This is a genomic window from Bacillus sp. F9_6S_D1_P_5, from assembly GCF_054823925.1.
The window spans coordinates 46,583-72,828 of sequence record NZ_JBTREW010000012.1; the positions used below are offsets into that span (position 1 = coordinate 46,583).

A 26,246-nucleotide genomic window follows, 5' to 3' on the forward strand; every position below is an offset into this window, starting at 1 on the left:
CCGAAAGGAATTGTAAATGGAGTTATGGATGAGTTTGTGCTTTAGGTTGTAGGATGAATTTTGAATTTGTAACATTATTTTTTCTATTTACGTTATCAAGTGGCAGTATTAACCGATAAAAGAGCGTCGTGCCGAACTGATTAATGTGGTTAATCGGTTCTTTTTTTATTGTATAAAACAGAGAGGAATGTATGTGGAATATTGGTTTCTTTAAAAATAATTGCTATGCATTTAGTAGGATTAATTGTCGAGATTTGTTTGAAAATATGCAATATAAAGTAGGCGAATAGGAAGGAGTTTAAAGGGAGTTTCGTCGAAGTTTACACAATGTCGGCATTTGAGGGAAGCTGGCATTATGTTAAGAAAATATGTAGTGAAGCGTTAAATTTATATAAGGGAGGGTTACTTGAGCGTATAGATAAGGGTTGGTCTTCGTTTTAAGTTCTGAATTTTCTGTTTTCAAAATAATATTTAGCACTCATTTGTATATTTTATAATAGTTTTTTGATAAAATCACTGCTTTCGCAGAGGGTTCTTTTTTATGAAAGAAACGTCAATTTTCTTCATATATATATACAAATTGGAGAAATGGGGGAGCGCTATGCGCGATTACTTAATTAAACCACTTGTTGGTCAGCCGTATCCAATGATTTCACATGGAAAAGGTGTGTATTTGTATGATCAAAACGGAAATAAATATTTTGATGGCTCGTCAGGGGCAATTACGGCAGGTATTGGGCATGGCGTAAAGGAGATTGCGGACGTTATAAAAAAGCAAGCAGAGGAGATTGCTTTCGTTTATAGATCACAGTTTACGAGTGAACCAGCTGAAAAATTAGCTAAGAAATTAAGTGATTTAAGTGTAGGAGATTTGAACTGGAGCTTTTTTGTGAATAGTGGTACGGAAGCAAATGAAACGGCTATGAAAATTGCAATTCAGCATTTTCAAGAGCGAGGTATTCAAGGGAAGCATAAAATTTTGTCACGATGGATGAGTTATCACGGTATTACGATGGGAGCCTTATCAATGTCTGGGCATCCATTGCGCAGACAACGTTTCGTGTCAATTTTGGAAGATTATCCAACTATTCCAGCTCCATATTGTTTTAGGTGTCCGGTGCAAAAAGTATATCCAACTTGTCAGCTTGCTTGTGCGACTGAACTAGAAAGATCAATTGAAAGAATTGGTGCAGAACATATCGCAGCTTTTATCGCTGAACCAATTATCGGAGCAGCTGGTGGTGCAGTCGTTCCGCCGAAAGAATATTATAAAGTCATTAAAGATATTTGTAGCCATTACGATATTTTATTTATTGCTGATGAAGTAATGACTGGGCTTGGTCGTACTGGTGCATGGTTTGCGATGGAACATTGGGGTGTAGAACCAGATATTATGACCCTTGGTAAAGGTTTAGGAGCTGGATATACACCGATGGCAGCGACGATCGTAAGTGACCGTGTTATGGAGCCAATTTTACGTGGGTCTCGTTCTGTAATGAGTGGGCATACGTTAAGTGCAAATCCATTATCTGCAGCAACAGCTCTAGCTGTTATTGAATATATGGAGAAACATAATTTACCTGAGAAAACAGCAGAAAAGGGAGAGTATTTAATTAAAGGACTACAGAAAGTTCAGCAACAATCGACAATCATTGCTGATGTGCGCGGAAAAGGATTGCTGATTGGAGTAGAATTGCAACCGTTTACAAAAGCGTCGGAACTTATTTCGGTTGCAGCTAAAAATGGTCTTCTTTTATACCAAGCTGTTTCAGGGCAAGCAGGAAAAGAAGATAGTGCACTGCTTGTAGCACCGCCAATGACAACTACATATTCCGAGTTAGATGAATTACTTTCAATTTTTGCAAAAAGTGTAGAAGAAATGATGCAAAAAGGAGGGCATAGTATCGCATGACAACTATTACAAATACATTCGGTAAATTAAAAGAGATAGAGGAAGTAATTTCTTTGTTCCACGATGATATGACATTAATGTTTGGGGGATTTGGGGGGATTGGATCCCCTCCATCATTAATACAGGCGATTTTAGAAAAAGGAGTTACAAATTTAAATTTAATAGGAAATGACACGGGATTTCCTGATGTAGGAATCGGTCGTCTCGTTACGAATGAAAGAGTAAAATCATTAATTACTTCTCATATAGGTTCAAATCCAAATGCAGGAAGACAGCTAAACGAAGGAAGGTTACAAATTGAGTTTTCTCCCCAAGGAACACTAGCAGAGCGTATTCGTGCTGGTGGTGTAGGACTTGGTGGTGTATTAGTTGATGTAGGTGTTGATACGATTGTAGAAGAAGAAAAACGTACTGTTGAAATGAATGGTAAAACATATTTAGTTGAAACAGCATTAACTGCTGAGGTTGCGATTGTATATGCGAAAAAAGCGGATCCATTTGGTAATCTTGTGTTTGATAAAAGCGCTCGTAATATGAATCCTCACGTAGCAATGGCAGGGGATATAACGATTGTAGAAGCAGAAGAAATCGTTCCACTTGGAAGTTTAGATCCAGAAGAAATTGTTGTTCCAGGAGTATTTGTAAATTATATCGTACCGTCGGAAGGAGTGAATTGGAAATGGGTATGGGCGTAGAAGTGAGAGATAAGATTGCTAGACGTGCGGCGAAAGAAATACAAAATGGTATGATCGTAAATTTAGGTATTGGTATACCATCGCTCGTGCCAAATCATTTGCCTGACGATATAAATGTTATGTTTCATGCGGAAAATGGAATTGTAGGTATGGGACCTACGCCAAGCAAAGGGAATGAAGACGAGAACTTATGTAACGCAGCAGGTTTGCCGACTTCTCTTATTACTGGAGCGAGTTATTTTGATAGCTGCACAGCGTTTGGGATGATTCGAAAAGGTTTACTAGATATTACGATTCTTGGTTCATTACAAGTGAGTGAGAATGGTGATTTAGCAAACTGGATCGTTCCAGGAAAACGCGTACCTGGTATTGGGGGAGCGATGGATTTGGCACAAAAAGCAAAGCGGGTCGTTGTTGTAATGAATCATGTCGATAAATACGGAAATGCAAAAATTGTTTCGGAGTGTACGTTACCATTAACTTCAAAGAAATGTGTAGATTTAATAATTACGGATATGGCAGTTATGGAAGTGACACCGAGTGGACTTATTTTACAAGAATTAATGAGCCCATACACAGTGGACGATATAAAAAAACATACAGAAGCGGAGTTTGAAATTGGCTCTAACTTACTAGTAATTGAATGAGGGGAGATGCAATATATGGAGCAATTAAAAAAACAAATTTGTGATTACATTGAGAGTCATGAAGAGGAAAGCGTAAAATTTTTAAAACGATTAATTCAAGAAAAGAGCGTATCTGGTGATGAAAGTGGTGCGCAAGCAATTGTAATTGAAAAATTACGTGAGTTAGGTTTAGAACTTGATATTTGGGAGCCTTCATTTTCTAAAATGAAAGATCATCCATATTTTGTATCACCGCGTACAAGTTTTTCAGATAGCCCGAACATTGTAGCAACTTTAAAAGGAAGCGGCGACGGGAAATCTATGATATTAAATGGGCATATTGATGTTGTACCAGAAGGAGATGTGAATCAGTGGGACCATCATCCTTATAGTGGTGAGAAAATAGGAAATCGTATATATGGCCGTGGGACAACGGATATGAAAGGCGGCAATGTCGCACTTATGCTTGCGATGGAAGCGATTATTGAATCTCGTATTGAATTAAAAGGAGATATTTATTTTCAAAGTGTAATAGAAGAAGAAAGCGGAGGGGCAGGAACATTAGCGACTATATTACGAGGATATAAAGCGGATGGTGTTATTATTCCAGAACCAACAAATATGAAGTTTTTCCCGAAACAACAAGGGTCTATGTGGTTTCGTCTACATGTGAAAGGAAAAGCAGCACACGGTGGAACACGTTATGAAGGGGTAAGTGCAATTGAAAAAAGTATGTTTGTTGTAGAACATTTGAGAAAGCTAGAACAGAAGAGAAATGACCGAATTACAGACCCGTTATTTAAAGGAATCCCGATTCCAATTCCAATTAATATTGGGAAAATTGAAGGTGGAAGCTGGCCAAGTTCTGTTCCTGATTCGTTAATTTTAGAAGGAAGATGCGGTATTGCGCCGAATGAGACTATAGAGGCGGCAAAAGAAGAGTTTGAGAATTGGATCGCTGAATTAAATGATGTGGACAATTGGTTTGTTGAAAATCCTGTAGAAGTAGAATGGTTTGGTGCGAGATGGGTTCCTGGTGAACTAGAAGAAAATCATGAGTTAATAACAACACTCGAGCGAAACTTTGTTGAAATCGAAGGGAACAAACCGATTATTGAAGCATCGCCTTGGGGGACTGATGGAGGTTTGTTTACACAAATCGCAGGTGTACCAACGATAGTATTTGGCCCAGGAGAAACGAAAGTAGCACATTATCCAAACGAATATATAGAAGTTGATAAAATGATCGCTGCCGCAAAAATTATTGCATGTACATTACTAGATTGGTGTGAGGTGAAAAAATGAAATACTATGAATCTTTTAGAGAGCAGACGAACGGCTATACAGTAGAAGGCGTTTTGGACTATTTTAATAAACGTATTCGAGTAGACCACTACACAGGAAATATTGAGAGGATTATCCAAACAATTGATGAATTAGCAGAGAAACATTCTTTCACTAAATGTATTGTTAAAGGAAAGGGAGAGCATGTTTCAACATGGCTCTCTTTCGGTTTTTTATTGGAAGCAACGATACCACATTATTTCCAAGGTCACGACGCATACTTCTTCGTGAAATTTAATAATGATGAAAGACGAAATAGTATTCATTGGGCTGAGGAAGATACTATTTTAAAAGGTGTAAAAGCAAAAGAAGTAAAGGAAAAAATAGTCCCAGAGAAATTTCTATTAAGAAAAGCGACAGAAGAGGATGCAGAAGAATTAGCAACTGTATTTGGGAAAGTATTTGAAGTGTATCCGACTCCTTTAAACGAAGCGAGTTATGTAAAACAAACGATGAAAGAAGACGATACAATTTACTATGTGTATGAATTCGAGGGGAAAATAATTAGTACAGCATCTGCAGAAATGAATATAAAAGAAGGAAATGCAGAATTAACGAATTGTGCTACTTTGCCCGAATATCGTAAACATGGGTTTATGAAAAGCTTATTAATTAAGTTAGAAGAAGAACTGCAAGAAAAATCGATTTTCTGCTCTTATACAATTGCTCGATCGCTTTCTTTCGGAATGAATGCGGCTTTTCATCAGTTAGGTTATACGTATTCAGGGCGACTGGCGAACAATTGCTACATTTTTGATAAGTTAGAAGATATGAATATATGGGTGAAAGATTTGTCTAAATAGTACGGTGAAAATAGAACGGAATCGTCATGCTTATAATCGCACATAGGTATGCCGAAAATTCGGCACGATATTTGCTGAATTTTCGGCAAGAGGGGGGATGACATTGCTAGCAGTTTCGACACAAGAAGTCATTGAAGCGATTTTGGGCAGTATTGATGAGGCTATACACGCAGTAGATGAAAATGGTATTACAATTTTCTATAATACTGTAGCTGCAAAACACGATGGATCAAAAATTGAAAAAGTGTTAGGTAAACATTTGTTAGAAGCGTTCCCTTCTTTATCTAGGGAAACAAGTACATTGATGAAAGTTTTAGATACAAAAAAACCAATCGTTCATCAAGTGCAGCATTATCAAAATTTAAATGGAGAAGACATTTGTACAGTAAATACGACGTTACCTATTTTTATAGATGGAAATATTGCTGGAGCTGTTGAAATTGCAAAAGATTATTCTACAGTACAAAAGCTTACGGATACAATAGTTGATTTGCAGTCGAAAATAAAGCGGTCATCTAGAAAAAAAGCGATCAAAAAGCATGTTGCATTTGAGACGATCGTGACGAATGATGCAAGGTTTAAACAGACGAAAGAATTAGCACAAAAAGTAGCCCCAACTGATGCGAATGTTTTAATATATGGGGAAACAGGAACGGGGAAAGAGTTATTTGTACAAGCGATTCATGAAGCTTCTAAACGGAAGAACAAGCCGTTTATTGCACAAAACTGTGCAGCTTTGCCAGAGTCTCTATTAGAAAGTTTATTGTTTGGAACAACGAAAGGTAGCTATACTGGGGCAATTGAACGAGCGGGATTATTTGAACTTGTAGATGGAGGGACATTGTTTTTAGATGAACTGAATTCAATGCCGCTCGATTTACAAGCGAAAATGCTACGTGTATTAGAAGATGGTGTTATTCGTCGTATTGGTGATAATAAGACGAGAAAAGTAGATGTTCGCGTTATTACCGCAATGAATCAGCCTCCAGAAATATGTTTAAAAGAGAATAAAATTCGCACTGATTTATACTATCGATTAAATGTCTTTTCATTATATATTCCGCCGCTTCGTGAAAGAACTGAGGATGTATTATTATTAGCGTCTTATTTTTTGAAAGAATATAATAAAAGTTATAAAAAAGGTGTACTTCAAATGGATAAGGAAGCGGAAGAAAGATTACAAGCTTACCAATGGCCTGGAAATGTTCGGGAACTAAAACATACAATTGAACATGCTGTCATAATTGCAGAAGGGAATACGTTAACAGCCAATTGTTTACCACGTACATTTCGGAAAGAGAATCTTCCGAAGAAGAAGAGTATATTGCCACTTAGAGAAGCACTTCATCAAACGGAAAAAGAATTAATAGATCAAGCGTTAATTGAAACGGAAGGGAATATATTACAAGCTGCAAAAATGTTAGGTATCCCTCGTCAGACGCTTCAATATAAACTGAGTAAGTACGACAAAACCGCCGAATAATTGGCGGTTTTTGTGTGTTTGCACCAATAAAAGAGCGTTTACATATATAAAAAGTAATGAATATGATAGTATGTATGGATTTCATACAGTGCTCAAAAATATTTTTTCGCTTATGCAATAGGGTTCTCCGTACATTTACTTATCAATAAAGTAAAGTTGGCATAACTATTGCTTATATAAAGAATGAGCGTATAAAAAGGGGGAATAGCAATGTTACATGATGTATACAAACCAAATCGTCACTGGAAGGATATCGAGTTGTGGAAGGATGTTACTGAAGAACAATGGAATGATTGGGTTTGGCAATTAACGAATACGATCAAAACTTTGGATGATTTAAAGAAAGTGATTAATTTAACACCTGAAGAAGAAGAAGGCGTTAAAATTTCAACAAAAACGATCCCGTTAAATATTACACCGTACTATGCTTGGCTAATGAATCCTGATGATCCACGCTGTCCGATTCGGATGCAATCTGTACCGATTTCGGAAGAGTTATATAAAACAAAATATGATTTAGAAGATCCGCTTCATGAAGATGAAGATTCACCAGTTCCAGGCTTAACACATCGTTATCCTGACCGTGTATTATTCTTAGTAACGAATCAATGTTCTATGTATTGTCGTTACTGTACACGCCGTCGTTTTAGTGGACAAATTGGAATGGGTGTGCCGAAGAAACAATTAGATGATGCAATTGCTTACATTCGTGATACACCACAAGTACGAGATGTATTAATCTCTGGTGGTGACGGTCTTCTTATTAACGATAAAATTTTAGAATATGTATTAAAAAATTTACGAGAGATTCCGCATGTCGAGATTATTCGTATCGGAACGAGAGCGCCAGTAGTATTCCCGCAACGTATTACAGAAAACTTATGTAACATTATTAAAAAATACCATCCAGTATGGTTAAATACACATTTCAATACTTCTATTGAAATTACTGAAGAGTCGAAAAAGGCATGTGAAATGTTAGCGAACGCTGGTGTTCCAGTCGGAAACCAAGCAGTAATTTTAGCTGGTATTAACGACAGCGTGCCAATTATGAAGAAACTTATGCATGACTTAGTAAAAATCCGTGTACGTCCATACTACATTTATCAATGTGATTTATCTGAAGGTATTGGTCACTTCCGTGCACCAGTATCTAAAGGTCTTGAAATTATTGAAGGTTTACGCGGACATACGTCTGGTTATGCAGTACCAACATTCGTTGTTGATGCACCAGGAGGAGGCGGTAAGATTGCACTTCAGCCAAACTATTTAATCTCACAAAGTGCAGATAAAGTTGTACTTCGTAACTTTGAAGGTGTTATTACAACGTATCCAGAGCCAGAAAGCTACATTCCTGGAAGAGCAGAAGGGTACTTTAAAGAAATCTATCCGAACTACGAAGAAAAACGTTCAGATGTTGGTATCGCAGGCCTTATGAGTGATAAGAAATTTAACCTTGTTCCAGACGACTTACAGCGTATGAGCCGTCGTAAAGACTATGAAGATAATGAAACGCATGCATCATTAAAAGATAAACGTGATAAGCGTGACCAATTAAAAGATAAAAAATATCAAGCACAAATGGCTAAATTGGAAGAAAATGACAAAAAAACTGAGGGTGATGCAGTATGAATTGTATGTGGTGTGACAGTACAGAAGCGAAAGAAAGCTTGAATACTGTATATTGGGAATTACCAGATGGTACGAAAGCCATTGAAATCCAAGAGACACCATGTATTTCTTGTTCCTCATGTGGTATGGACTATCAAGCAGATCAAACAGTGAAAGAAATAGAAGATCAATTGTTTCTAATTTATACGAAAGATTTACCAAAACAACTAACATATGAAGAATTAATGGGAAGACCACGTTTATTAAAAAGAAATTATTTCGACTTTTAACCAGCTTTTATGCTGGTTTTTTTCTTTTTTGCCTTGTATAATGTACCCAAGTTAGAAAGGTAGGGAATATTTTTGAAAAAGACATTTTACCACTATATGATGAAGCATCGTGCAGCTTTATTTAGTAATGAAATTTCGAATTTAGCAGAGGCAATGTATGATGATTTAAGTTTTCCGAAGCAATCTGAAGACTATGATGAAATTAGTTCATACTTAGAATTAAGCGGAATGCTAGAAAGTATGTCTATATTTGATGAAGCTTGGGATTTATACATACAAGAGAGATAAAAACTATATGGAATTTTTGATGAGAAGCTAGTTTATTTGCTAGCTTTTTTTACGTTGTAAATAAATTTTCATATGGTGATATTTTTTATTGAAAAAATTTATGAATATACGCTTCTGTGATAAGCGTTTTTATGTAGGTTGCATATACTGTTATCAAAATCACGACGTCAAAAAAAGGAGAGATATAGATGGCAAGGAAAAAGCAACCTAAATATAACGTAGGGGACATAGTCGTGATTACGCTATATGGAACCGTTGGTAAAATCACAAATATGAAGGTTTTAGATGGAGTTTACGTATATGAAGTCAATAATCACGATGGATTTTACGTAGAGCAAACGTTGCAGCACGTTTCAGAGCAAGATATGAAAAAAGGTGAAACTGAGTGGATTGAATTAAATTATAATTTCACATTTGGTGATCTCGTGCAAGTAACTGGATACGATAAAGATGTGTTTCGAATAGTTGGTTTTCGTACAGAAGTATGGAGATATAAAAATGACGCATGGGAAGATACAATATACGAATTGTCACGAATTACGGATGGTGAATGGTTAGAAGCGGATGAGTCAGATTTAACGTTACTTGCCAATGCTCAAACGGCAAATGCTATTTTGAAGAAAATGAAACAAGATAAAGCTGGTATGAATAAATTAGATTTAGGAAAATTAAAGTCAATTAACAACTCAAAAAAAGTGAGTGTTAAGACAAATCGTCAAGAAATCATTGATGGATTACTTGATATATATAACGATTATCAATTGTTATTCGATACATTTAAAGATGAAGAGTACAAAATTGTTATGGATGTTGTTCATAATTATTTAGTTAAATTGACAGAGAAAAAATAGTTAACTAGAAAGAGAGAATGAATTGAACAACAACATATGCAGTATAAGGTATGCCTACAATTATTAAAAAAATAAAAAGCCATTTAATAAGAGAGTCTGCCCATTGATCTTCATGCATGAACTCTTCTTTTGTTTGCCCTACTTCTTGATTTTCCTTATATTGGTAGTCCATAATAAAATCCCCCTTTTTGATAGCTTGTACTACCATCGTATGTATCTCGTCCAAAGGATATAACCTATAAAAAAAGAAAAACTATTTTTCTAATCTCATATACATATTTTTGAGATTTTTTCATAAAACAGAAATAAAGGAGTGATGCTCATGAAGGAAATTGAAGTCGTAATTGATACGGAAGAGATTGCGGAGTTTTTTTATGAGCAACTAATTGAAAGAGGATACGTCCCAAAACGAGAAGAAATTGAAGATCTCGCAGACATTACATTCGAGTATTTATTAGAGAAATGTATGATCGATGAAGTGTTTGATGAAGAGGATGAGTGAAAGTAACGACGGGCTTAACTCGTCGTTTTTTTACTCTTTACAAACTTGTCACAAATGAAGTCGGAAATTATTGGTATAATTAAAAGAAAATTTTACTCAAGAGGTGAAGGGATGTTCAAAAAAATTATTGATTCTTTATTAGGAAAGAAAAAACATCGTTCGTATTCTAGTAGTGATTATCGCCATAGAGGTCGCTCTTATTCAAGTAGCGATTATAAACGACGTTCATCTGGTTATGGGCATCAGCATTATAAAAGAAAGCGTAAAAGCCGTAGCTTCTTTTCAAGTAGCTGATGAAATGGCGTCGTATACTAGCTTTATTTGATAGACCACTACGAAAAAATACAATCGTTGCAGAACGTTATAAAATTGAATCAGTAATTGGAATGGGTAGTTATGGGGTTACATATGTCGTTAATGACTTACAAATAAATAGATATAAAGTCTTAAAACAATTAAGACAAAGTAAACAAAGATATGAGTCTGGGAGAAAATCATTTGAACAAGAGAAAATGATTTTACAAACATTAAATCATCATGCAATTCCTAGTTTATATGATCATTTCGTATGGGAGAAAAAAAGCTTTTTTGTGATGGAATATATGCCTGGTAAAAATTTCGAAGATTTTATTTTCTTAGATGGGCATGTATATACAGAACGTGAAGTTTTAAAAATTTTATATGAAATATTAGAAATTGTATCGGTGTTTCATAGTGAAGGTATTATTCACCGAGATTTACGCATTCCAAATATATTAATGAAAGAAAACAAAATTAGTATTATTGATTTTGGATTGGCTAAATTGAATGGTGAGGGTGATGAACGAGCTACAACTTATGAAGGTGAACAAGCTTTGATGCGAGAAGTTCACTTTCGTAGCGATTTTTATGCGCTCGGTCATTTTTCATTATTTTTATTATATGCAGGCTATGAATCTAATGAAAAACATGAAAAGCCATGGTATGACGAATTAACTTTGGAAAATTGTAACCGTGAAATGCTTATGCGCATGTTACAAATAAAAACGCCGTACTATGAGAATGTACAAGATTTAAAAAAAGATGTAGCTTTCGCTTTAGAAAGGATGGAGGATCCATGTTTCAAAAGTTTTTAGCAAGCGTTGGTATTGGTAATGCAAAAGTAGATACTGTTCTTGAAAAAGATGAGTATATTGTTGGAGAAGAGATACACGGGAAGGTTCATATAACTGGTGGTTCAGTTAGCCAACAAATTGAAAGCATTTACTTAACGTTATCAACATCGTATGTACGTGAAGTGGATGATAAAAAAGTAACAGCAACATATGATTTAGAGCGAGTTCGTTTAACAGAACCTTTTTCTGTTGAGCCGAATGAAAAAAGAGAAATTCCATTTTCATTTAAAATGCCAGTTGAAACGCCGCTTACTCTTGGAATGAAAACAGTTTGGGTGCATACGGGCCTTGATATTAAACGCAGTATAGATCCGAGTGATCGTGATTACATTCAAGTGTTGCCAAATGCACTATTAAATAGTGTATTAGAGAGTGTAAATCAATTAGGTTTTAAAGCGCGTCATATAGAATGTGAAGAGTTACCGTATCGATTACGTAAGCAGGTTCCATTCGCACAAGAATTTGAGTTTGTTCCGGTTTCCGGAGAGTATTATGGGAAATTAGATGAACTAGAATTATTAATCTTACCAAGCGCTTATGATCGTCTAGAGATTATTATGGAAGTAGATAGAAAATCTCGCGGATTAGCAGGTTTATTTGCAGAAGCACTTGATCTTGACGAGAAAGTGATTCGCTTTACAGTAACGAATGAAGATATTCCAGCGATGAAAGAAAAAATTAACAATTATATTTTTTAATAAACTATGCATAAAAAAGAAATGGAGAGGAAAACTAAAACAACCGCTCCATTTTTTTGCATAGTGAGGTTATGTATGTGAAACGATATCGACATTTATACTTGTTAAGTTTTACGCTACTCATTTGTTTTGTCGTATTATCACTTTCGTATCATACCGCTTGTATTGAGAAATTTGACAATATAGTCGCACATTTTATTCAAAGTTTTCGAAACGATTACTTGACAGCCTATTTTACTTGGGTGTCTTTTATCGGTTCCAAAAGAATATATTTTCCGTTACTCATCATTCTTGTAATGTATTTTCTCGTTAGAAAAAAATTGCTTAGTGCATTACTTCTAACAATTAATTATTATGGATCTCGTTATTTAAATAGTATGCTTAAACTATGGTACGAACGAGCAAGACCGGATGTAACGCAGCTTGTTACGGCAACTGGATATAGTTTTCCGAGCGGTCATACGATGAATGCTACTGCTTTTTTAGGATTTATTGCATACGTTACAATTACAGAAGAACGTATTACATTGCATAAAAAATTGTTGATTATTTTTATAGCGAGCTTTGTTGTATTATCTATTTCAGTTAGCCGAATATATCTTGGCGTTCACTATCCATCTGACATATTAGCAGGATGGGCAGCTGGCGGTAGCTGGCTCGTTTTATGTGTTATATTTCATAAAACGTTCATTAAAAAAGAACCTATGTCATAATAGGTTCTTTTTCCATTGGTTCAACATGAATGTGTGCATGGTAAATGCCAAACTTTTTCCGAAGCATAGCCTCGATGTTGTCAGTAATACAATGACTTTCACCAACATCCATACGAGCATCTACCTCAATTGTAATATCGACGTACGTTTGATTCCCGTACATACGAGCGCGAATATCTACGATGTTTTCCACGCCACCAATATGTTCAATCGCATCAGCGTACTCTTCCATCTTATCTGGATCGATTCCATCCGTTAACATATGTGAAGCTTCTACGAAAATTTCCCATGCAGTTTTACAAATAATAAGACCGACAATTAAAGCGGCAATAGGGTCTAAAATAGGCATTTGGAACTGTGAACCGACAATACCTACTACTGTACCAATACTTACGAGAGCATCTGATAAATTATCCTTTGCAGCGGCTTCTAATGATTTACTTTTTGTTCGTGCTGCAATCTTTTTCGTATACAAATACACAAAGTACATAACGACAGCAGAAAATAAGGCTACCCATGCTGCAAGTACATTAGGCGCTGCTTGTTTCGGATTTAAAAAAGATTGAATGGCACTAATAACAACTTCTAATCCGACCGTTGCCATAATAAAAGAAGCAACAAGTGATGCAATTTGTTCTGCGCGCGAATGCCCATAAGGATGATCTGGGTCACGAGGTTTACGAGAAATTTTTAGACCAATTAATATTGCTAAAGAAGCACCGATATCCGTTAAGTTATTTAAACCGTCAGCACGTAATGCGCTAGAGAGGGTAATATAACTGATGATAATTTTCATAGAGGATAAAAATATGTAGGCCATAATGCTGACAATCGCACCTTTATCAGCTTCTTTATGAGAAAGAGTATCCAATTTAATCACTCACCTTTCCACAAGGAATTTCTTTCTATAAATAGAGTATCAAACGAAACTCGTGTGGGTCTATACAAACATTGTTGACGTTTTTTAGCTTTTTAAGAAGGGGATAACAAAGTTTCGTGAAGGAAAAATATGTTGTAAAGTGCAAAGTTCGGATGTGAACGCGATTTTGATCGAGGGATAGGTGAAAGGATACATGTATTATGATGAATTCGTATACTACACCGCTCAAAGGTGATTGGGAAAAATAAAAACCCTCTAGAAAATATTTTTCAGAGGGTTTTAATCTTAGTATGCTTCTAAAAACTCAGTAACTTGCTCTTCAGTTTTTGCGTTAGCACTATGTAAGTGACCTAGCTTTTCGCCATTTTGATATACAAGTAAACTTGGAATACCCATTACTTGATACTCTTCAGCGATACTTGGGAACTCATCTTTATTAATAGAATACCATTCAAACTTATTGAACTCTTCCATTACATCTCCAATAAAGTTGTCCATACGTACGCAATCTGGGCACCATGTAGTAAAGAACTTAACAACTACTGGCTCCTCACTTGCGATGATGTCTTTGAATTCCTTGTCAGACTTGATTTCTCTCATGTTTTTGGCTCCTCTCAATGTCACACGGATAAGCTAGTATTTTTATGCAAAATCCGCGATTGCAAACATTTTGCAAACATTAGTGTTTTTGAAATAGGTTGTTTGCAAAATCTTCGACTGCTTTTTCTTGTAGGCCTGGTACGACATGTGAGTAGGTGTCCAATGTGATACCTACTTTTTTATGTCCTAATCGTTCACTTACGATTTTCGGGTGAATACCCTGTTTCAACATTAATGTCGCATGGGTATGCCGTAGATCGTGGAAACGAATATCAGGAACCCCACATTTCTTTATAAGCTTTTTCCAGAGCTGTGTCAAACTTCTGAAATTGCAGGGGTTACCATTATAGGTTGGACAAACTAAATCATAATTATTATATCCATCTCCATACCGTGCTTTTTCTTCATTTATCTTCAGTCGGTGTTCTTGAAGAGCCTGCAAAGTAATTTCAGGCAGAACAATTAATCTTTTTCCTGAAGATGTCTTAGGTTCATGAAATTCTTTGGTGATATGAGAGAGGGAACGATTAACTGATAGAGTTCTTCTCTCAAAATCAATATCCTTCCATTGGAGCCCTAAGATTTCACCTTTACGCATTCCGCATGTAATTGCAAGAAGGTAAGCAATATAATAACGACTTTCTTTAGCATGTTCTAAAAAACGAAGAACTTCTTCCTCTGTCCATGTATTTACCGTTTTAGCATCGGCACCAGCAGTAGGAGGGCTAATTACGTCAGCCACATTTCTTTTTACAATTTCATGGCGTACGGCATACGCTAAAGCTGTACGAACAATTTGGTGAATGCTTCGAACTGTAACGGGCTTCATGCCTTCAGATAAATCAGCATAAAATTTTTCGAGATCCACACCTTTTAATTTTTGCATTGGAATGTTACCGAGTTTTGGTATAATATGATTGTTAATATGTTTTCGATAGTTGTAGTACGTGGTTTCTCGTAAATTTATCTTCCTGGCTTCAAGATATTGAAGGAAAAATTCACGTACTCTCATTTTTGTGGGCTCAATATATGAGCCTTCTTCTATTTCTACTATTCTTTTAGCCATGTCGGCTTGCGCTTCTTTTTTTGTTTTATACCCAGAAAACCATTTTTGTCTTCGTTTCCCTGTCTCTGGATCAGGCCCGATATCAATAATTATTGACCACTTTGTTCCTCTTTTTCGAATATGTCCCTTCACTGTATACACTCCTTCATCTCATATTGATTCATGTTGTGTAAGTCTAGTTGTAATTTTGCTGCTATGAAAATTACATAGTTGGACATATCAGCGATGGATACATTTTACCATATATGAACAAATTCAGTTATAGGATATGTTTGTCAGTCGATGTTAAATAATAGTAGAATATTAGTAGATTTGGATAAAGGGAGGGAAGAACATGGGAGATTTCACAAAGGATCCTGGTGGTCACAGAGTAACTGATCCAGGCGGTGGTGGCTGGAGACACAATGAAGAACCAGGTACAGGATGGAAAGTAAGTCTAGACCCAGGAACTGGTGTATAACAAAGGGGGGAAACGAAATGAATATCTACATAAAAGACCTTGGAGGATGGAGAGTAATTTCTGATCCAGGTGGTGCAGGTGGAAGTCCGTTATCTTATGATCCAGGCGGTGGCGGTGCTGGTTATGAAAAGGATCCTGGTGGTGGAATGGGCATGTATGATCCAAATCCAGGTGGAGGATACATGAAAGACCCAGGAACAGGGATATAAAAAGAGAAAAAGCACAGTAGTTATTCCACTGTGCTTTTGTTGTAAGATTTGTATTTTTTCACCATGATAATTTAATTATTTTGGTTTTTAAAAGTCTATCTCTGTATCTACTCCAATTTCTTCCATGAATTTCAAGTAATCATCAATATGTTTTGGACTTAAATAGACAATAATTTCAGCTAATCCTCCTGTGCAAAGCCCTCTTATTGGTGACGTATCAGTTGGATGAATGTCGTATGTAATTGGTTTAAGTGAAAGTGGCTGATCAATTAATCGAAGGTAATTTGTGTCTTTTAACGAATTATATCCATGCGCTTCTTTAGATAAAGAGCTGTAATATGTAGATATTAATGGGTCTTTTGTCATTAATTGCAATGCTAGTTGGTTTATGCTTGGTGGACCATTGAATAATGAATGCCATTTAGGATTAATTTCTTGCCCTTTTTTTCGTTTTTTATTAATTTTTTCTCGTTTATTATCCCATTCATTTAGAGCTTCCTTTAAGATTGTATTATCTAAAATAAATGAAATATGTCTCATATCTCTTTCAATATCTTCTTTAAGTGAAGCATCTACTGAAGGGTATTTCGCCCAATCGTATGTTTCTGTTTGTATATTTTTCAAGAAACCAACGTAATAACTATAGGCTCTTTCCTGTATTGATTTTTCTTCTTGCAAGATGTATTTTAGGGCTAAGTATGTTTCAAAAGCAGATCTCTCCATTATTTTTAAAGGTCCACCTAATTTATTAACTGCTAAAGTATATCCACCACAAGTTTGTTCTAACAATTGTCTATAAAGTGAAATCACTATTTTGTGCTCTAGTTTTAAGTCGCTATACTGTGTTAAATCACTAAGTATGTTTTCTGCAAAAGCTATACTCTTTTTTAAATTTTGTAAGTTTTCTTCCATAGTTATCTCCTTAAACCCTTGTTATATAAGAAGGGTATTAATATATTTGATAATATAATTTATGTAGAATTAAAAAAGAGAGCATAACGCTCTCTTTTTTAGTTGGTAAAAACATGTAAATTTTCACCGTTGCGATTGGGAAAAATTTCTACTACAATCGATTCATAATAGCTCGTTATGATTTTTAAGAAACTTTGCATATAAAACGAGTTGTTTACAGAATTGCTCTCGTTGAGATTCATCCAGGCCTGCGAAAACCGTTTGAATTTCATCGAGGGCATTTGCTATGTTCTTTTCATGTGGTGAAGTGTTTCTACCCATTAACACATCGACAGAAACACCTAAATATGTTGCGATGCGATCGAGTGTGTCGAGATCAGGCTGGTTATAGTTAATTTCTAAATTACCAACTTGGCTACGACTTAATTGCACCTTTTCACCGAATTCTGATTGAGTAAGAGAACGACTTGCTCTAAACTTTTTTAAATTTTCTCCAAATGTATTCATAATTTCAGTATAAATTCATGTGAATTTTTAGACTATACATGTCATGAAATTTGTCTATATAATAATAATTGACACGTAATATGATAAAAATTTCGAAAATACTAGAACAAATGTTCTTGTGATGGTAAAATATTCTTAGTGAAAAAATGGACTTTTCGAAAAAAACTTTCTCAACACGAATTGACTATAAATGGAATGAAGATTCTAAATCTTGTGATAAACTGATTTTAAAGAATAATAAGAACAAAAAAAGACTCACAGCGTATGTAAGTAGTGGTGGAAGCACTCTTACATCGTTCACCCAACTCACAAAGGGAACATCTGCCATAAGTCTTTATTTGGTTACGCATGTAACACCTCGATTATATCACAAAGATGTTCAAGGGAAATGAATATAAATTTAATCCATGTTGAGAAAGGTGAATTGTCTTTTGGTTCTACTAGGAGGAACAGAATGAAGAAGTTAATGAATGAAGTATTGGAAACAATCAATTCTAACAATTTGAGCATTCGAAAATTAGCTGCGGAAATCGATATTAGCCGAACTACACTTTGGAATGGCCTTCACAAGAACCATGAAATGAAATTAGAAGCTTTTATTAAGTTAATGAAGAAAATGTATACAAATCCTAAAGAAATTAGAATGAAAATAAAAACCTTTATTATGAAATGCACAAGTGATCTTAATATAAGAAAAGCACTTTGTTACTGCCAAGCATCAGGTGAATATGACGTTCTTCATTTTCTAGTAAGAAAACACAAAGAAAATGAAGATTTGAAAAAATACATTGTAATTTATGAATTGTTTAATAAAAGAAATCAGAATGAAGCGCGTGGTCGGGAATTAGAAAATATGGTCTATGATTTTAATGTTTCAAGGGATGCAGAATGCAAAACTCTAATCGAAATGTTGTTAACGATTTGTATGTATGATTCTGCGAACTATAGTGCTATGATTCCACATGCCAATAAAACAAAAGGGCTATTGCCTAAAATAAAAAACTCGTTAATACATGATTATTTACAGATGCATTATTTTGAGCGCTTAGCATATGTAGAATTACTAAATAGTAATGTTGAACAGAGCCGAACTGTTTGTAATGAGATATTACAATCAGACTTAGATTTACAATTCATTAAAGCGACTGCTTTATGTTGTTTGGGTGAATCGTATATATTCACAGACGTTCTAAAAGCAGAACAGTACATTTTAAAGGCAATCAATAATCTAGAGGGTATACCTTCTTTCCAACAAACACGAAAATACAAGGCTTTTAAAACTACATTAGCATTTATTTATATAGAATTTGGTTTCAATTTAGATAAAATTGATTTTTCGTGTATTGAGGAAGCGGATGTAGCTTTTTATGAAGCGAAATATGGTGATAGAGAAGTAGCGAAAAGAATACTTAAAAAGATAGAAAATGACAATGACAAACTATCTCCATTTCAACTGTATTATCTCTCTTATGCATATCCGGAAAAAAATAAAGAATATTTGAATAAATCGTTGGAAGAGTTCGCTAAAAATGGTAATATATTTTATATAAAGGTTGTCCAAGCAGCCATAATGAAAGAGATGGTGAGTTAATTGAAAAAGTTTATTGCAACAGTTTTATGTACGCTCGCACTAGGATTTGCACTTCAAACTTCAGTTGATTTAACTAAGGTTCACCAAACAAAAGACCAAAAAGTATCAGAACATTATGCAATGGACCCAGGAGGGCTTAGAGCTCCTACTGTACAATATCAGCAAGTAGACCCAGGTGGTCTATAAGTTATAAAAAAGACGCTACTTAATTGTAGCGTCTTTCGTACTTTATAGGGTGTCACATTTTTTGAAAAATGTCTAAAAATATGACGTTTGTGTTTTAATTCACAAACTTAAGGAGATATGGGGGAAGAATTATGGGGAATGTATTAGCGAATACATTATGGGAAATGTTGAAGGTTGGTGTATTAACAAAAGATGCTGAACAAAAAGAACAAGTAGAAAATATTACGGATATAATTAAAAAAGAAAAAAATGATTGTTAGCCTAAATGCTGACAATCATTTTTTATTTGGGCCCACAGCAGCCTTCATCATATCCAATAACATATCTTGTTTCTCTTTTGGCATTTTTTCTAACACATCAATTAGTTCATTGAATTCTTTTCTTAATTCAGTATACTGAACTGCATTTAACTCTGGATCGTCAGATCTTCCTAATAAGAAGTCAGCTGATACATTCAAGACATCTGCGATTATAACTAGAAGTTCATTAGAAGGAGAACTATAACTAGTCTCATAATTAGAAATTGTGGTTTTATTCATTTTAATTTCTGCATTCATTTTCTCTTTAATTTTTAACGCTAAGCCATCTTGAGTTAAGCCACGTTTTTTTCTGGTTTCTTTTATCCTCTGTCCCAAAGTAGTCATAAAATCACCCCGCTAATATATATTCTCCAAATTAGAAAAAAATAATTGGCTAAATAAAAGTACAATTAAATTGTACTTTGTTTGCAATACTTTTGCATTAGTTTTTTCAATGGTTTTGTTTTAGTTTTTGTATTTATGAATAAAAGTACAAGAAACTCAAATAATATTGTTGACAATCCAAATTTATTGGATATATAATGAACACAAGAAGTCCAAATAAGTTGGATTTTAGGAGGTGTCATCGTGGGAAAGAAACGACATAATTTAATCAATGCTCGCAAACGTAAAAAATTAACACAAGAAGCATTAGGAAAGCAGATAAATAAAAAGAAAACAGTAATAAGTAATTGGGAAACAGGCTATGCGACTCCAACACTAGGTGATGCATTACAACTGGCTCAAGTATTAGAGGAAGATGTTTTCATTCTTTTTTTAGGAACGTAAGTCCAATTTTCTCAAACTTATAGAATGAGAAGTACAAAATCACTTGTTACTTATATTTTGAGAGGAGCAAAAGAAAATGACTATCGAAGAACAAATCCAACAAGCGGTAACAAAAGCAATTCAGCCATTAATGGAACTTCTTCAAAATCAACAGTCGCAATCGAATCATCAAAAGCCGGTACTTACATTGGAAGAAGCGATGGAGATTCTGGGAGTAGGTAAGAACAGAATGTATGAAATTGTTAAAACTGATGGTTTCCCGGCATTTAGAGAAGGGAAACGTTGGATGATTATCACTCATAAATTTTATGACTGGATGGAAAAGCAAGCTGAAAAAATCGTATAGGAGGGATTTAGTGGAAGCGATGTTGGTTGAAAGTACATTCAGCCTTTTTATAACAGCGGTGGTTATCGTGTCATTCGTGGGTGGCGTAGCGCTATTAGATATATTTGCAAAGCTTATCAACGAGAAAGAACAGCTGAAGCAAGAAAATCAGCAATTAAGGAAGGTGAAAAGAATATGAACATTACAGTACCAGTTCTACAAAAGGATGTACAAAAGAAACAAACGTTAGATTCATTTTTGAAACATTGTGAGCAGAAGCAAATTGAAGCACTAAGAACACATGATGAAAAGTTATTGCGTGAGTGGGTAAAGGAAGCGCGCCTGGCAAGAAGAGAACTCGCAGCACTGTATCGAGCGAAAGAAAAGCACGATGTAGAACGTGAAAGGGATCGTAAAAACATTCTAAAGGTGATTAAGCGGTTAAAGAGTCAGGGAATAAATGCGGATTTGGTAGAAAGAGCGCATTACATAACTCTTTGCGAGGAGGTGAGTTAGATGATAGATAACCCGATGGCGATGCACAACGGATACGGAAAAGCGGATCCACAAGAACAAATGATAGACCATCCAATTGAGGATGCATTAGGTAATGAAATTCTGCCAGGTGATGAGTTCTTAATCGCACCAGATGGTGAAGTAATTTTGAGAGAAAACATCATGGATTACATGATTACGGAGCTTGGATTTGAGAAGAAAAGGGCAGGTGAAGAGTGATGGGAACTTACAATTTTAAAGTCAAAGGTGAAAATGATTTGATGGTTGGGCTTCATGTAGTAGAAGGAGATGAATTTGAAAGTATTGAGCAGATAATTCGGAAATCAATCATAGCATCACACGATATTGAAGTAAGTGTTCAAGCGACTTTTCTTGATGAAGAAGGTCTAAAAATTAATTTAGATATCTTTGTGAATGAACAGTTACTTGGAACATTGGTTGTACTTGATAGTTGGAAGAAGTTCATCGCACATGAAGGCATTAGTTTCAATTGGTACAGCTTCCCTTACGGAAAGATACTTCCGGCACAAAAATAAAAAAGCCCACGGCAATGGGCCTTTAAAAAGATAAGTTATAGCTAGTATATCACGGAAAGAGAGTGAATAGAACATGCAAGCAAAAGTATTGGTAAATACACTCAATATGGACCACGATCAGTGGTTGCAAGCACGTACACAAGGGATTGGTGGCTCAGATGTTTCTGCAATTGCAGGTTTAAATAAATGGAAATCAGCGGTTCAAGTGTTCCTTGAAAAAACACAAGCGATTGAAAAAGAAGATATACAAAGTGAATCGGCATACTTCGGCAACGTTTTAGAAGAAGTAGTTGCAAAAGAATTTACCAAACGTACAGATTTAAAAGTTCAACGTAGAAATGCTATTCTTCAGCATCCTGAATATCCGTGGATGTTAGCAAATGTGGATCGATTAATTGTTGGCGAGAAAATCGGACTTGAATGCAAAACGGCGTCGGAATATTTAAAAAAAGAATGGGAAGATGAAGAAGTTCCAGCAGCTTATCTCTTACAGTGTCAACATTATATGGCCGTAACTGGATATGAAGCATGGTGGATTGCGGTACTCATCGGTGGCAACAAATTTGTTCATAAAAAAATTGAACGCGATGAGGAATTGATCCAGTACCTTATCGATATTGAAAAAGACTTCTGGCTCAACAATGTTGAGAAGAATGAGCCGCCAATGTTTGATGGTTCGGATGCATCAACAGATTTATTAAAACACTTATATCCAGAATCCATTACAGATAGCTTTGTAAGTTTAGGCAAGCAAGAAGAACTTCTCATTGAAGCTCGTGATCAAGTGGATAGAGAGATTAAAGTGTTGCAAAAGCAAAAGGCAGAGTACGAAAACAAAATCAAAGCAAAGCTTGGTACAAGTGAAGCTGGTGGAACTGAAAACTACAAAGTTTTTTGGAAGTCATACATTACAAATCGTTTTGATAGCAAGCGATTTAAAGCAGATCATCCTGATTTATATGAGCAGTATGTTAAAGAATCTAAATCAAGAAAATTTACAGTTAAATAAGGGAGGAAATAAACAATGGCAACTAATGAAAAAGTTAAAAATCAATTAGCAGGTCGTAAAGCAAGTGCGCCAGTAACGCCTGAACAAACAGTAGAAGCGTACATGAAAAAGATGGCTCCACGTTTTGCGGAAGTATTACCAAAGCATATGAGCATGGATCGTATGAGCCGAATTGCATTAACAACGATTCGTACAAATCCAAAGTTACTTGAATGCAAAGTACCATCGCTTATGGGGGCTGTTATGCAAGCCGTACAGTTAGGGCTTGAACCTGGGTTGCTAGGACATTGCTATATCTTGCCATACAAGAGTGAAGCGACTTTCATTATCGGATATAAAGGCATGATTGATTTAGCCAGACGTTCTGGCCACATTCAAAGCATCTATGCACATGCGGTGTATGAAAATGATGAGTTTGAATACGAGTTAGGCTTACACCCTCAACTGAAGCATAAACCGTCATTTGGTGATCGTGGTGAGTTTATTGGAGCGTATGCAGTCGCACATTTCAAAGATGGTGGGCATCAAATGGAATTTATGCCAAAGAGTGAAATTGAAAAACGAAGAGGGCGTTCAGCTTCGGCAAATTCCAACTATAGCCCGTGGAAAACAGATTATGAGGAAATGGCAAAGAAAACAGTGGTTCGTTACATGTTTAAATACTTACCAATTAGCATTGAAGTGCAGTCACAAGCCCAGCATGACGAAGTGGTTCGCAAAGATATCACGGAAGAACCAGAATTCATTGAAGCTGATCCAATTGAAGTAGATCAATCAGCTGAAGGTAATGGACAAGCAGAATTCGTGATTGAAGGTGAATAACAAATCAAAGGTGCTACTCTCTCGCAAATTGTGGGAGAGGGCACAATCAAAAGATGATTTAAAACAGTCTATTGCACGTTATATACAAACTGGATATCCAGGTTATCGAATAGAGAAAGTCATTAAGGAAAATGAGTCTTACATCGCGATTTGCACAAGGGGGTAGACGGCATGAGCAATGCTGTATCTGAAATTGGAGGTTTAAACCTAAAAGGAAATGTGGTAGATCATGAATGGTTTACTCGCATCACTTTCAGTAATGGGAAACCACATATTGTAGCCATTATGGTTTTAAGTGAAATAGTTTACTGGTATAGGCCTACAGTTATACGTGATGAAATAAACGGAAAAGTCACGTATAAGAAAAAATTTAAGGCTGATAAATTACAAAAAAATTATCAACAGTTGGCTGATACTTTTGGATTTACAAAACTACAAGTAAAAAGAGCGTGTGATTTACTAACGGATATGTTTCTTATAAAAATTGAATTTCGTACTATCCATGTAGATGGAAAAGTTTTAAATAATGTGATGTTTGTTGAGCCAGTAGCTTCAGAAATTAAAAAGATATCTGCCATGTATCAACAAGTGAATGAGGACCCTGATGACTTAGAAGTAAATACCCTCATTACTTCAAAGTCACCACCCTCCTTACTTCAAAGTAATGACCCTCCTAACTTAGAAGTAAGGACAAATACAGAGATTACTACAGAGATTACTACAGATATAGATGATGATGATAACCATCATCCGTTAATTGATCCACAGTTTAAGAATAGCTTAGAACACCTAATGAAAAATAGCATTCCATTAAGTGTAATTGCAGAGCAGGAGTTAGGAGAGTTTTGTGATTCGTTTGGTAGTGACTTAGTAAATAGAGCGGTTGATAAAGCGATAGATGAAAATGCTCCAAGATGGGCATACATTCGAAAGATTTTAATGAACTGGCAAAAAAGCAACGTGAAAACATTGGCAGATGTAATCAAGCTTGATGAGGATTATAAAAACCAAAGAGGTGGTGTAGGAAATGCAACACGTAGGACACGCACTGGCAGAGGTTATGGTACGGGCAGAAGCTATGAGGAAGAAAATGCAAGCCGAGAACGCAACATGCCAAGCTTCATTAAACGAGTATAGATGTTTAAAATGTCAGGATTCAGAAGTAGTTTTTTACGAAGAAGTAAATCAGTTTGGTATGCGAGTGTCTATGCAAAAAGATTGTGAGTGCAAAGCGCAACGAGTAATGGAGCGCAGATTGAAAAACGCGATGATTCCAGAAGAATTTACAGATGCTCGTTTCGATTCGTACAAAAGAGAAACAGAGCAACAAAAGCTTCTCTACAAAACGATGGTGGAGTATCTGCATTATTTTAAACAGATCAAAGAGACAAAACAAAATAGCTTAGGTTTTGTAGCGACATTTGGAGAGTTACGAATTAAGCAATTAGAGCCAGCAAAGCGAGCACAAGCGAAGAGGGAACATAATAGTTTTGGACTTGGTAAAACACATCTTCAAGTTGCCGCAGCAAAGTATCTCATGAAGCGAGGGTATAGCGTACTGCTCATATCAGACGGAACTTTTATGGATGATCTCATTGCGGCCAAGATGATGAACGATGATAAGAAAGAATTTAACCGATTGTTAAACCACGCAAAACAAGTAGAGGTCCTCATCTGGGATGACTTAGGGAAGTCAAAATGGTCAGAAGCGAAAGAGAACCTCTACTATCAAATTATTGATTATCGGTATCGTCATAATTTACCGATTTTATACAGCTCGAATGAAGATGATGAAACATTGCCTGAAAAGATTGGTTATGCAGCAAAGAGTCGTTTGTTTGGAATGAGTAAACATTATTTAATCGCTGTAGAAGGCGAAGATTATCGTGAGAAGGAGTGAAGAAAATGTGCATGAAATGCAGTAACACTGGCGTAGTTCATAAAGAAATTTATCCTGGGATGATAACGATTGAGGGTTGTAATTGTGAGGTAGCAGAGCAGCAAGCAGCAACGCAAAAAGAAAATTGGGATGCTTGGATAGAAAAATTTGAAGGAGCGAAAAGGGGGTTACTGCATGAGCAACGTGTCGGTTGAGAAAAAGCTTGAGTTTATGGAATTTCTTCTAAGACACATTTTTAAAAAAGGAGAAGAAGGTTTTAAGCTGATCTACACATTTAAAAAGTATCTAAGGTTTTCAGACAGAATTCAATTTGTTGAAAACGCAAAGAAATACCCGTATGGCATTGAGATTTCAGCAGCATTTTCAGAAGGCAACACGTTTGCATTTTATAAACCGAATCTAACTGGTACGGAAGGAATAGCTGCATATAACCATTTCAATGCAAACGATGCTCCGATTTATATTCAAATCAATTTCAAAGGTAAGTACAAAGAGCCGTTATACATGGAAGTGCTTGAAGATGATGAATGCTCCATTGAAACGCATATTGACGGGGAAGATCATGATGAAATTAATCAGTTGATTAAATATAACCTCATCGACCATGCACTGGACACAAGAAACGAAGAACTTTTCCGTAAGTTGATTGCAAATTAAGGGGGAGATGAA

At 35.6% G+C, this 26,246-nt stretch carries 39 protein-coding genes; 32 read left to right on the top strand and 7 right to left on the bottom strand.

Going from position 1 to position 26,246, the window contains the following annotated elements; genetic code table 11:
* Positions 1 to 601: 601 nt before the first annotated feature.
* The 10 genes from ACUXEY_RS16015 (at position 602) to ACUXEY_RS16060 (ending at position 9,903) form a co-directional block, all read left to right on the top strand.
* Positions 602 to 1,912, top strand: a complete 1,311-nt coding sequence (locus tag ACUXEY_RS16015; protein WP_001205889.1) for an aspartate aminotransferase family protein — start codon at positions 602 to 604, stop codon at positions 1,910 to 1,912.
* Entirely contained in the window at positions 1,909 to 2,607 is a 699-nt protein-coding gene (gene atoD, locus ACUXEY_RS16020; protein WP_429601424.1) for an acetate CoA-transferase subunit alpha, read from the top strand. The genes ACUXEY_RS16015 and atoD overlap by 4 nt, the downstream gene beginning before the upstream one ends.
* On the top strand, positions 2,592 to 3,254 hold the full coding sequence (locus tag ACUXEY_RS16025) for a CoA transferase subunit B (RefSeq protein WP_078418551.1): 663 nt from the start codon (positions 2,592 to 2,594) through the stop codon (positions 3,252 to 3,254). Before atoD ends, ACUXEY_RS16025 begins: the two co-directional genes overlap by 16 nt.
* A gap of 15 nt (positions 3,255 to 3,269) precedes the next feature.
* Complete coding sequence (locus ACUXEY_RS16030) at positions 3,270 to 4,538, top strand: peptidase (protein ID WP_429601423.1); 1,269 nt, start codon at positions 3,270 to 3,272, stop codon at positions 4,536 to 4,538.
* Entirely contained in the window at positions 4,535 to 5,380 is an 846-nt protein-coding gene (ablB, locus tag ACUXEY_RS16035; protein ID WP_461301086.1) for a putative beta-lysine N-acetyltransferase, read from the top strand. The genes ACUXEY_RS16030 and ablB overlap by 4 nt, the downstream gene beginning before the upstream one ends.
* Positions 5,381 to 5,477: 97 nt before the next feature.
* Complete coding sequence (rocR, locus tag ACUXEY_RS16040; RefSeq protein ID WP_166704297.1) at positions 5,478 to 6,863, top strand: arginine utilization transcriptional regulator RocR; 1,386 nt, start codon at positions 5,478 to 5,480, stop codon at positions 6,861 to 6,863.
* A gap of 210 nt (positions 6,864 to 7,073) precedes the next feature.
* Positions 7,074 to 8,495: a lysine 2,3-aminomutase gene (gene kamA, locus ACUXEY_RS16045; protein ID WP_087956366.1), complete on the top strand. Its 1,422-nt coding sequence runs from the start codon at positions 7,074 to 7,076 to the stop codon at positions 8,493 to 8,495.
* Positions 8,492 to 8,764, top strand: a complete 273-nt coding sequence (locus ACUXEY_RS16050; protein WP_000995761.1) for a YokU family protein — start codon at positions 8,492 to 8,494, stop codon at positions 8,762 to 8,764. The genes kamA and ACUXEY_RS16050 overlap by 4 nt, the downstream gene beginning before the upstream one ends.
* 72 nt (positions 8,765 to 8,836) lie before the next feature.
* Positions 8,837 to 9,052: a YozE family protein gene (locus ACUXEY_RS16055; RefSeq protein WP_000750725.1), complete on the top strand. Its 216-nt coding sequence runs from the start codon at positions 8,837 to 8,839 to the stop codon at positions 9,050 to 9,052.
* A 188-nt stretch (positions 9,053 to 9,240) separates the two neighbouring features.
* Entirely contained in the window at positions 9,241 to 9,903 is a 663-nt protein-coding gene (locus ACUXEY_RS16060) for a hypothetical protein (RefSeq protein ID WP_000101496.1), read from the top strand.
* 4 nt (positions 9,904 to 9,907) lie between these two features.
* Here the strand turns inward: ACUXEY_RS16060 and ACUXEY_RS16065 are convergent, their stop codons facing one another.
* Entirely contained in the window at positions 9,908 to 10,075 is a 168-nt protein-coding gene (locus tag ACUXEY_RS16065) for a DUF3930 family protein (RefSeq protein ID WP_461301087.1), read from the bottom strand.
* A gap of 150 nt (positions 10,076 to 10,225) precedes the next feature.
* On the opposite strand from ACUXEY_RS16065, the gene ACUXEY_RS16070 reads away from it, so the two are divergent.
* The 5 genes from ACUXEY_RS16070 (at position 10,226) to ACUXEY_RS16090 (ending at position 12,970) form a co-directional block, all read left to right on the top strand.
* Positions 10,226 to 10,405: a YozD family protein gene (locus ACUXEY_RS16070; protein ID WP_000658451.1), complete on the top strand. Its 180-nt coding sequence runs from the start codon at positions 10,226 to 10,228 to the stop codon at positions 10,403 to 10,405.
* 111 nt (positions 10,406 to 10,516) lie between these two features.
* Positions 10,517 to 10,699, top strand: coding sequence for a hypothetical protein (locus ACUXEY_RS16075; RefSeq protein ID WP_000473368.1), 183 nt, complete (start codon positions 10,517 to 10,519; stop codon positions 10,697 to 10,699).
* Entirely contained in the window at positions 10,699 to 11,520 is an 822-nt protein-coding gene (locus tag ACUXEY_RS16080) for a serine/threonine protein kinase (RefSeq protein WP_461301088.1), read from the top strand. Before ACUXEY_RS16075 ends, ACUXEY_RS16080 begins: the two co-directional genes overlap by 1 nt.
* A complete protein-coding gene (locus ACUXEY_RS16085; protein ID WP_461301089.1) occupies positions 11,502 to 12,257 on the top strand; it encodes a sporulation protein in 756 nt (251 codons plus the stop codon). Before ACUXEY_RS16080 ends, ACUXEY_RS16085 begins: the two co-directional genes overlap by 19 nt.
* Positions 12,258 to 12,334: 77 nt before the next feature.
* Complete coding sequence (locus ACUXEY_RS16090) at positions 12,335 to 12,970, top strand: phosphatase PAP2 family protein (protein WP_000833365.1); 636 nt, start codon at positions 12,335 to 12,337, stop codon at positions 12,968 to 12,970.
* Here the strand turns inward: ACUXEY_RS16090 and ACUXEY_RS16095 are convergent.
* From ACUXEY_RS16095 to ACUXEY_RS16105, 3 genes are all read right to left on the bottom strand, one after another.
* On the bottom strand, positions 12,960 to 13,841 hold the full coding sequence (locus ACUXEY_RS16095) for a cation diffusion facilitator family transporter (RefSeq protein WP_144611268.1): 882 nt from the start codon (positions 13,839 to 13,841) through the stop codon (positions 12,960 to 12,962). The genes ACUXEY_RS16090 and ACUXEY_RS16095 overlap by 11 nt on opposite strands.
* Positions 13,842 to 14,135: 294 nt before the next feature.
* On the bottom strand, positions 14,136 to 14,450 hold the full coding sequence (locus ACUXEY_RS16100; RefSeq protein WP_001206934.1) for a thioredoxin family protein: 315 nt from the start codon (positions 14,448 to 14,450) through the stop codon (positions 14,136 to 14,138).
* Between the two features lie 79 nt (positions 14,451 to 14,529).
* Positions 14,530 to 15,648, bottom strand: a complete 1,119-nt coding sequence (locus ACUXEY_RS16105) for a site-specific integrase (RefSeq protein ID WP_461301090.1) — start codon at positions 15,646 to 15,648, stop codon at positions 14,530 to 14,532.
* 202 nt (positions 15,649 to 15,850) lie between these two features.
* On the opposite strand from ACUXEY_RS16105, the gene ACUXEY_RS16110 reads away from it, so the two are divergent.
* Both ACUXEY_RS16110 and ACUXEY_RS16115 read left to right on the top strand, forming a co-directional pair.
* A complete protein-coding gene (locus ACUXEY_RS16110; protein ID WP_461301091.1) occupies positions 15,851 to 15,976 on the top strand; it encodes a hypothetical protein in 126 nt (41 codons plus the stop codon).
* Between the two features lie 17 nt (positions 15,977 to 15,993).
* The gene (locus ACUXEY_RS16115) at positions 15,994 to 16,185 is read left to right on the top strand and encodes a hypothetical protein (protein WP_461301092.1); all 192 of its coding nucleotides are present in this window, start codon (positions 15,994 to 15,996) and stop codon (positions 16,183 to 16,185) included.
* An 87-nt stretch (positions 16,186 to 16,272) separates the two neighbouring features.
* Here the strand turns inward: ACUXEY_RS16115 and ACUXEY_RS16120 are convergent, their stop codons facing one another.
* On the bottom strand, positions 16,273 to 17,097 hold the full coding sequence (locus ACUXEY_RS16120; protein WP_461301093.1) for a DUF5677 domain-containing protein: 825 nt from the start codon (positions 17,095 to 17,097) through the stop codon (positions 16,273 to 16,275).
* 162 nt (positions 17,098 to 17,259) lie between these two features.
* Positions 17,260 to 17,604 carry a helix-turn-helix domain-containing protein gene (locus ACUXEY_RS16125; RefSeq protein WP_098151060.1) on the bottom strand — a complete coding sequence of 115 codons (345 nt, stop codon included), beginning with the start codon at positions 17,602 to 17,604 and terminating at the stop codon, positions 17,260 to 17,262.
* A gap of 454 nt (positions 17,605 to 18,058) precedes the next feature.
* Here ACUXEY_RS16125 and ACUXEY_RS16130 point away from each other — a divergent pair, with 454 nt between their 5' ends.
* From ACUXEY_RS16130 to ACUXEY_RS16140, 3 genes are all read left to right on the top strand, one after another.
* Positions 18,059 to 19,195, top strand: coding sequence for an AimR family lysis-lysogeny pheromone receptor (locus ACUXEY_RS16130; protein WP_461301094.1), 1,137 nt, complete (start codon positions 18,059 to 18,061; stop codon positions 19,193 to 19,195).
* A complete protein-coding gene (locus tag ACUXEY_RS16135) occupies positions 19,196 to 19,381 on the top strand; it encodes a hypothetical protein (RefSeq protein ID WP_098903832.1) in 186 nt (61 codons plus the stop codon). It abuts the gene before it with no gap.
* Positions 19,382 to 19,512: 131 nt separating this feature from the next.
* Positions 19,513 to 19,641, top strand: coding sequence for a hypothetical protein (locus ACUXEY_RS16140; protein WP_257127602.1), 129 nt, complete (start codon positions 19,513 to 19,515; stop codon positions 19,639 to 19,641).
* Positions 19,642 to 19,656: 15 nt separating this feature from the next.
* Here the strand turns inward: ACUXEY_RS16140 and ACUXEY_RS16145 are convergent, their stop codons facing one another.
* Positions 19,657 to 20,025, bottom strand: a complete 369-nt coding sequence (locus tag ACUXEY_RS16145; protein WP_098903831.1) for a helix-turn-helix domain-containing protein — start codon at positions 20,023 to 20,025, stop codon at positions 19,657 to 19,659.
* Positions 20,026 to 20,268: 243 nt separating this feature from the next.
* Between ACUXEY_RS16145 and ACUXEY_RS16150 the strand changes: the two genes are divergently transcribed.
* The 12 genes from ACUXEY_RS16150 (at position 20,269) to ACUXEY_RS16205 (ending at position 26,234) form a co-directional block, all read left to right on the top strand.
* Complete coding sequence (locus ACUXEY_RS16150; RefSeq protein ID WP_098903830.1) at positions 20,269 to 20,469, top strand: helix-turn-helix transcriptional regulator; 201 nt, start codon at positions 20,269 to 20,271, stop codon at positions 20,467 to 20,469.
* A 76-nt stretch (positions 20,470 to 20,545) separates the two neighbouring features.
* Entirely contained in the window at positions 20,546 to 20,815 is a 270-nt protein-coding gene (locus tag ACUXEY_RS16155; protein ID WP_098903829.1) for a helix-turn-helix domain-containing protein, read from the top strand.
* A gap of 10 nt (positions 20,816 to 20,825) precedes the next feature.
* Positions 20,826 to 20,993 (top strand): hypothetical protein, encoded by a 168-nt coding sequence (locus ACUXEY_RS16160; RefSeq protein WP_461301177.1) that lies wholly within the window; start codon positions 20,826 to 20,828, stop codon positions 20,991 to 20,993.
* Positions 20,990 to 21,310 (top strand): hypothetical protein, encoded by a 321-nt coding sequence (locus ACUXEY_RS16165; RefSeq protein ID WP_461301095.1) that lies wholly within the window; start codon positions 20,990 to 20,992, stop codon positions 21,308 to 21,310. Before ACUXEY_RS16160 ends, ACUXEY_RS16165 begins: the two co-directional genes overlap by 4 nt.
* Positions 21,311 to 21,529, top strand: coding sequence for a YqaI family protein (locus tag ACUXEY_RS16170; protein ID WP_098151053.1), 219 nt, complete (start codon positions 21,311 to 21,313; stop codon positions 21,527 to 21,529).
* On the top strand, positions 21,529 to 21,846 hold the full coding sequence (locus ACUXEY_RS16175) for a hypothetical protein (RefSeq protein WP_098151052.1): 318 nt from the start codon (positions 21,529 to 21,531) through the stop codon (positions 21,844 to 21,846). The genes ACUXEY_RS16170 and ACUXEY_RS16175 overlap by 1 nt, the downstream gene beginning before the upstream one ends.
* Positions 21,847 to 21,919: 73 nt before the next feature.
* Positions 21,920 to 22,855, top strand: coding sequence for a YqaJ viral recombinase family nuclease (locus tag ACUXEY_RS16180; protein ID WP_461301096.1), 936 nt, complete (start codon positions 21,920 to 21,922; stop codon positions 22,853 to 22,855).
* A gap of 15 nt (positions 22,856 to 22,870) precedes the next feature.
* The gene (gene recT / locus ACUXEY_RS16185) at positions 22,871 to 23,677 is read left to right on the top strand and encodes a recombination protein RecT (RefSeq protein ID WP_098151050.1); all 807 of its coding nucleotides are present in this window, start codon (positions 22,871 to 22,873) and stop codon (positions 23,675 to 23,677) included.
* A 171-nt stretch (positions 23,678 to 23,848) separates the two neighbouring features.
* Positions 23,849 to 24,814 (top strand): DnaD domain-containing protein, encoded by a 966-nt coding sequence (locus tag ACUXEY_RS16190; RefSeq protein ID WP_461301097.1) that lies wholly within the window; start codon positions 23,849 to 23,851, stop codon positions 24,812 to 24,814.
* Positions 24,768 to 25,577 (top strand): ATP-binding protein, encoded by an 810-nt coding sequence (locus ACUXEY_RS16195; protein WP_461301098.1) that lies wholly within the window; start codon positions 24,768 to 24,770, stop codon positions 25,575 to 25,577. Before ACUXEY_RS16190 ends, ACUXEY_RS16195 begins: the two co-directional genes overlap by 47 nt.
* A gap of 5 nt (positions 25,578 to 25,582) precedes the next feature.
* On the top strand, positions 25,583 to 25,771 hold the full coding sequence (locus tag ACUXEY_RS16200) for a hypothetical protein (protein WP_461301099.1): 189 nt from the start codon (positions 25,583 to 25,585) through the stop codon (positions 25,769 to 25,771).
* Positions 25,752 to 26,234 carry a YpiB family protein gene (locus tag ACUXEY_RS16205; RefSeq protein WP_461301100.1) on the top strand — a complete coding sequence of 161 codons (483 nt, stop codon included), beginning with the start codon at positions 25,752 to 25,754 and terminating at the stop codon, positions 26,232 to 26,234. The genes ACUXEY_RS16200 and ACUXEY_RS16205 overlap by 20 nt, the downstream gene beginning before the upstream one ends.
* Positions 26,235 to 26,246 lie beyond the last annotated feature (12 nt).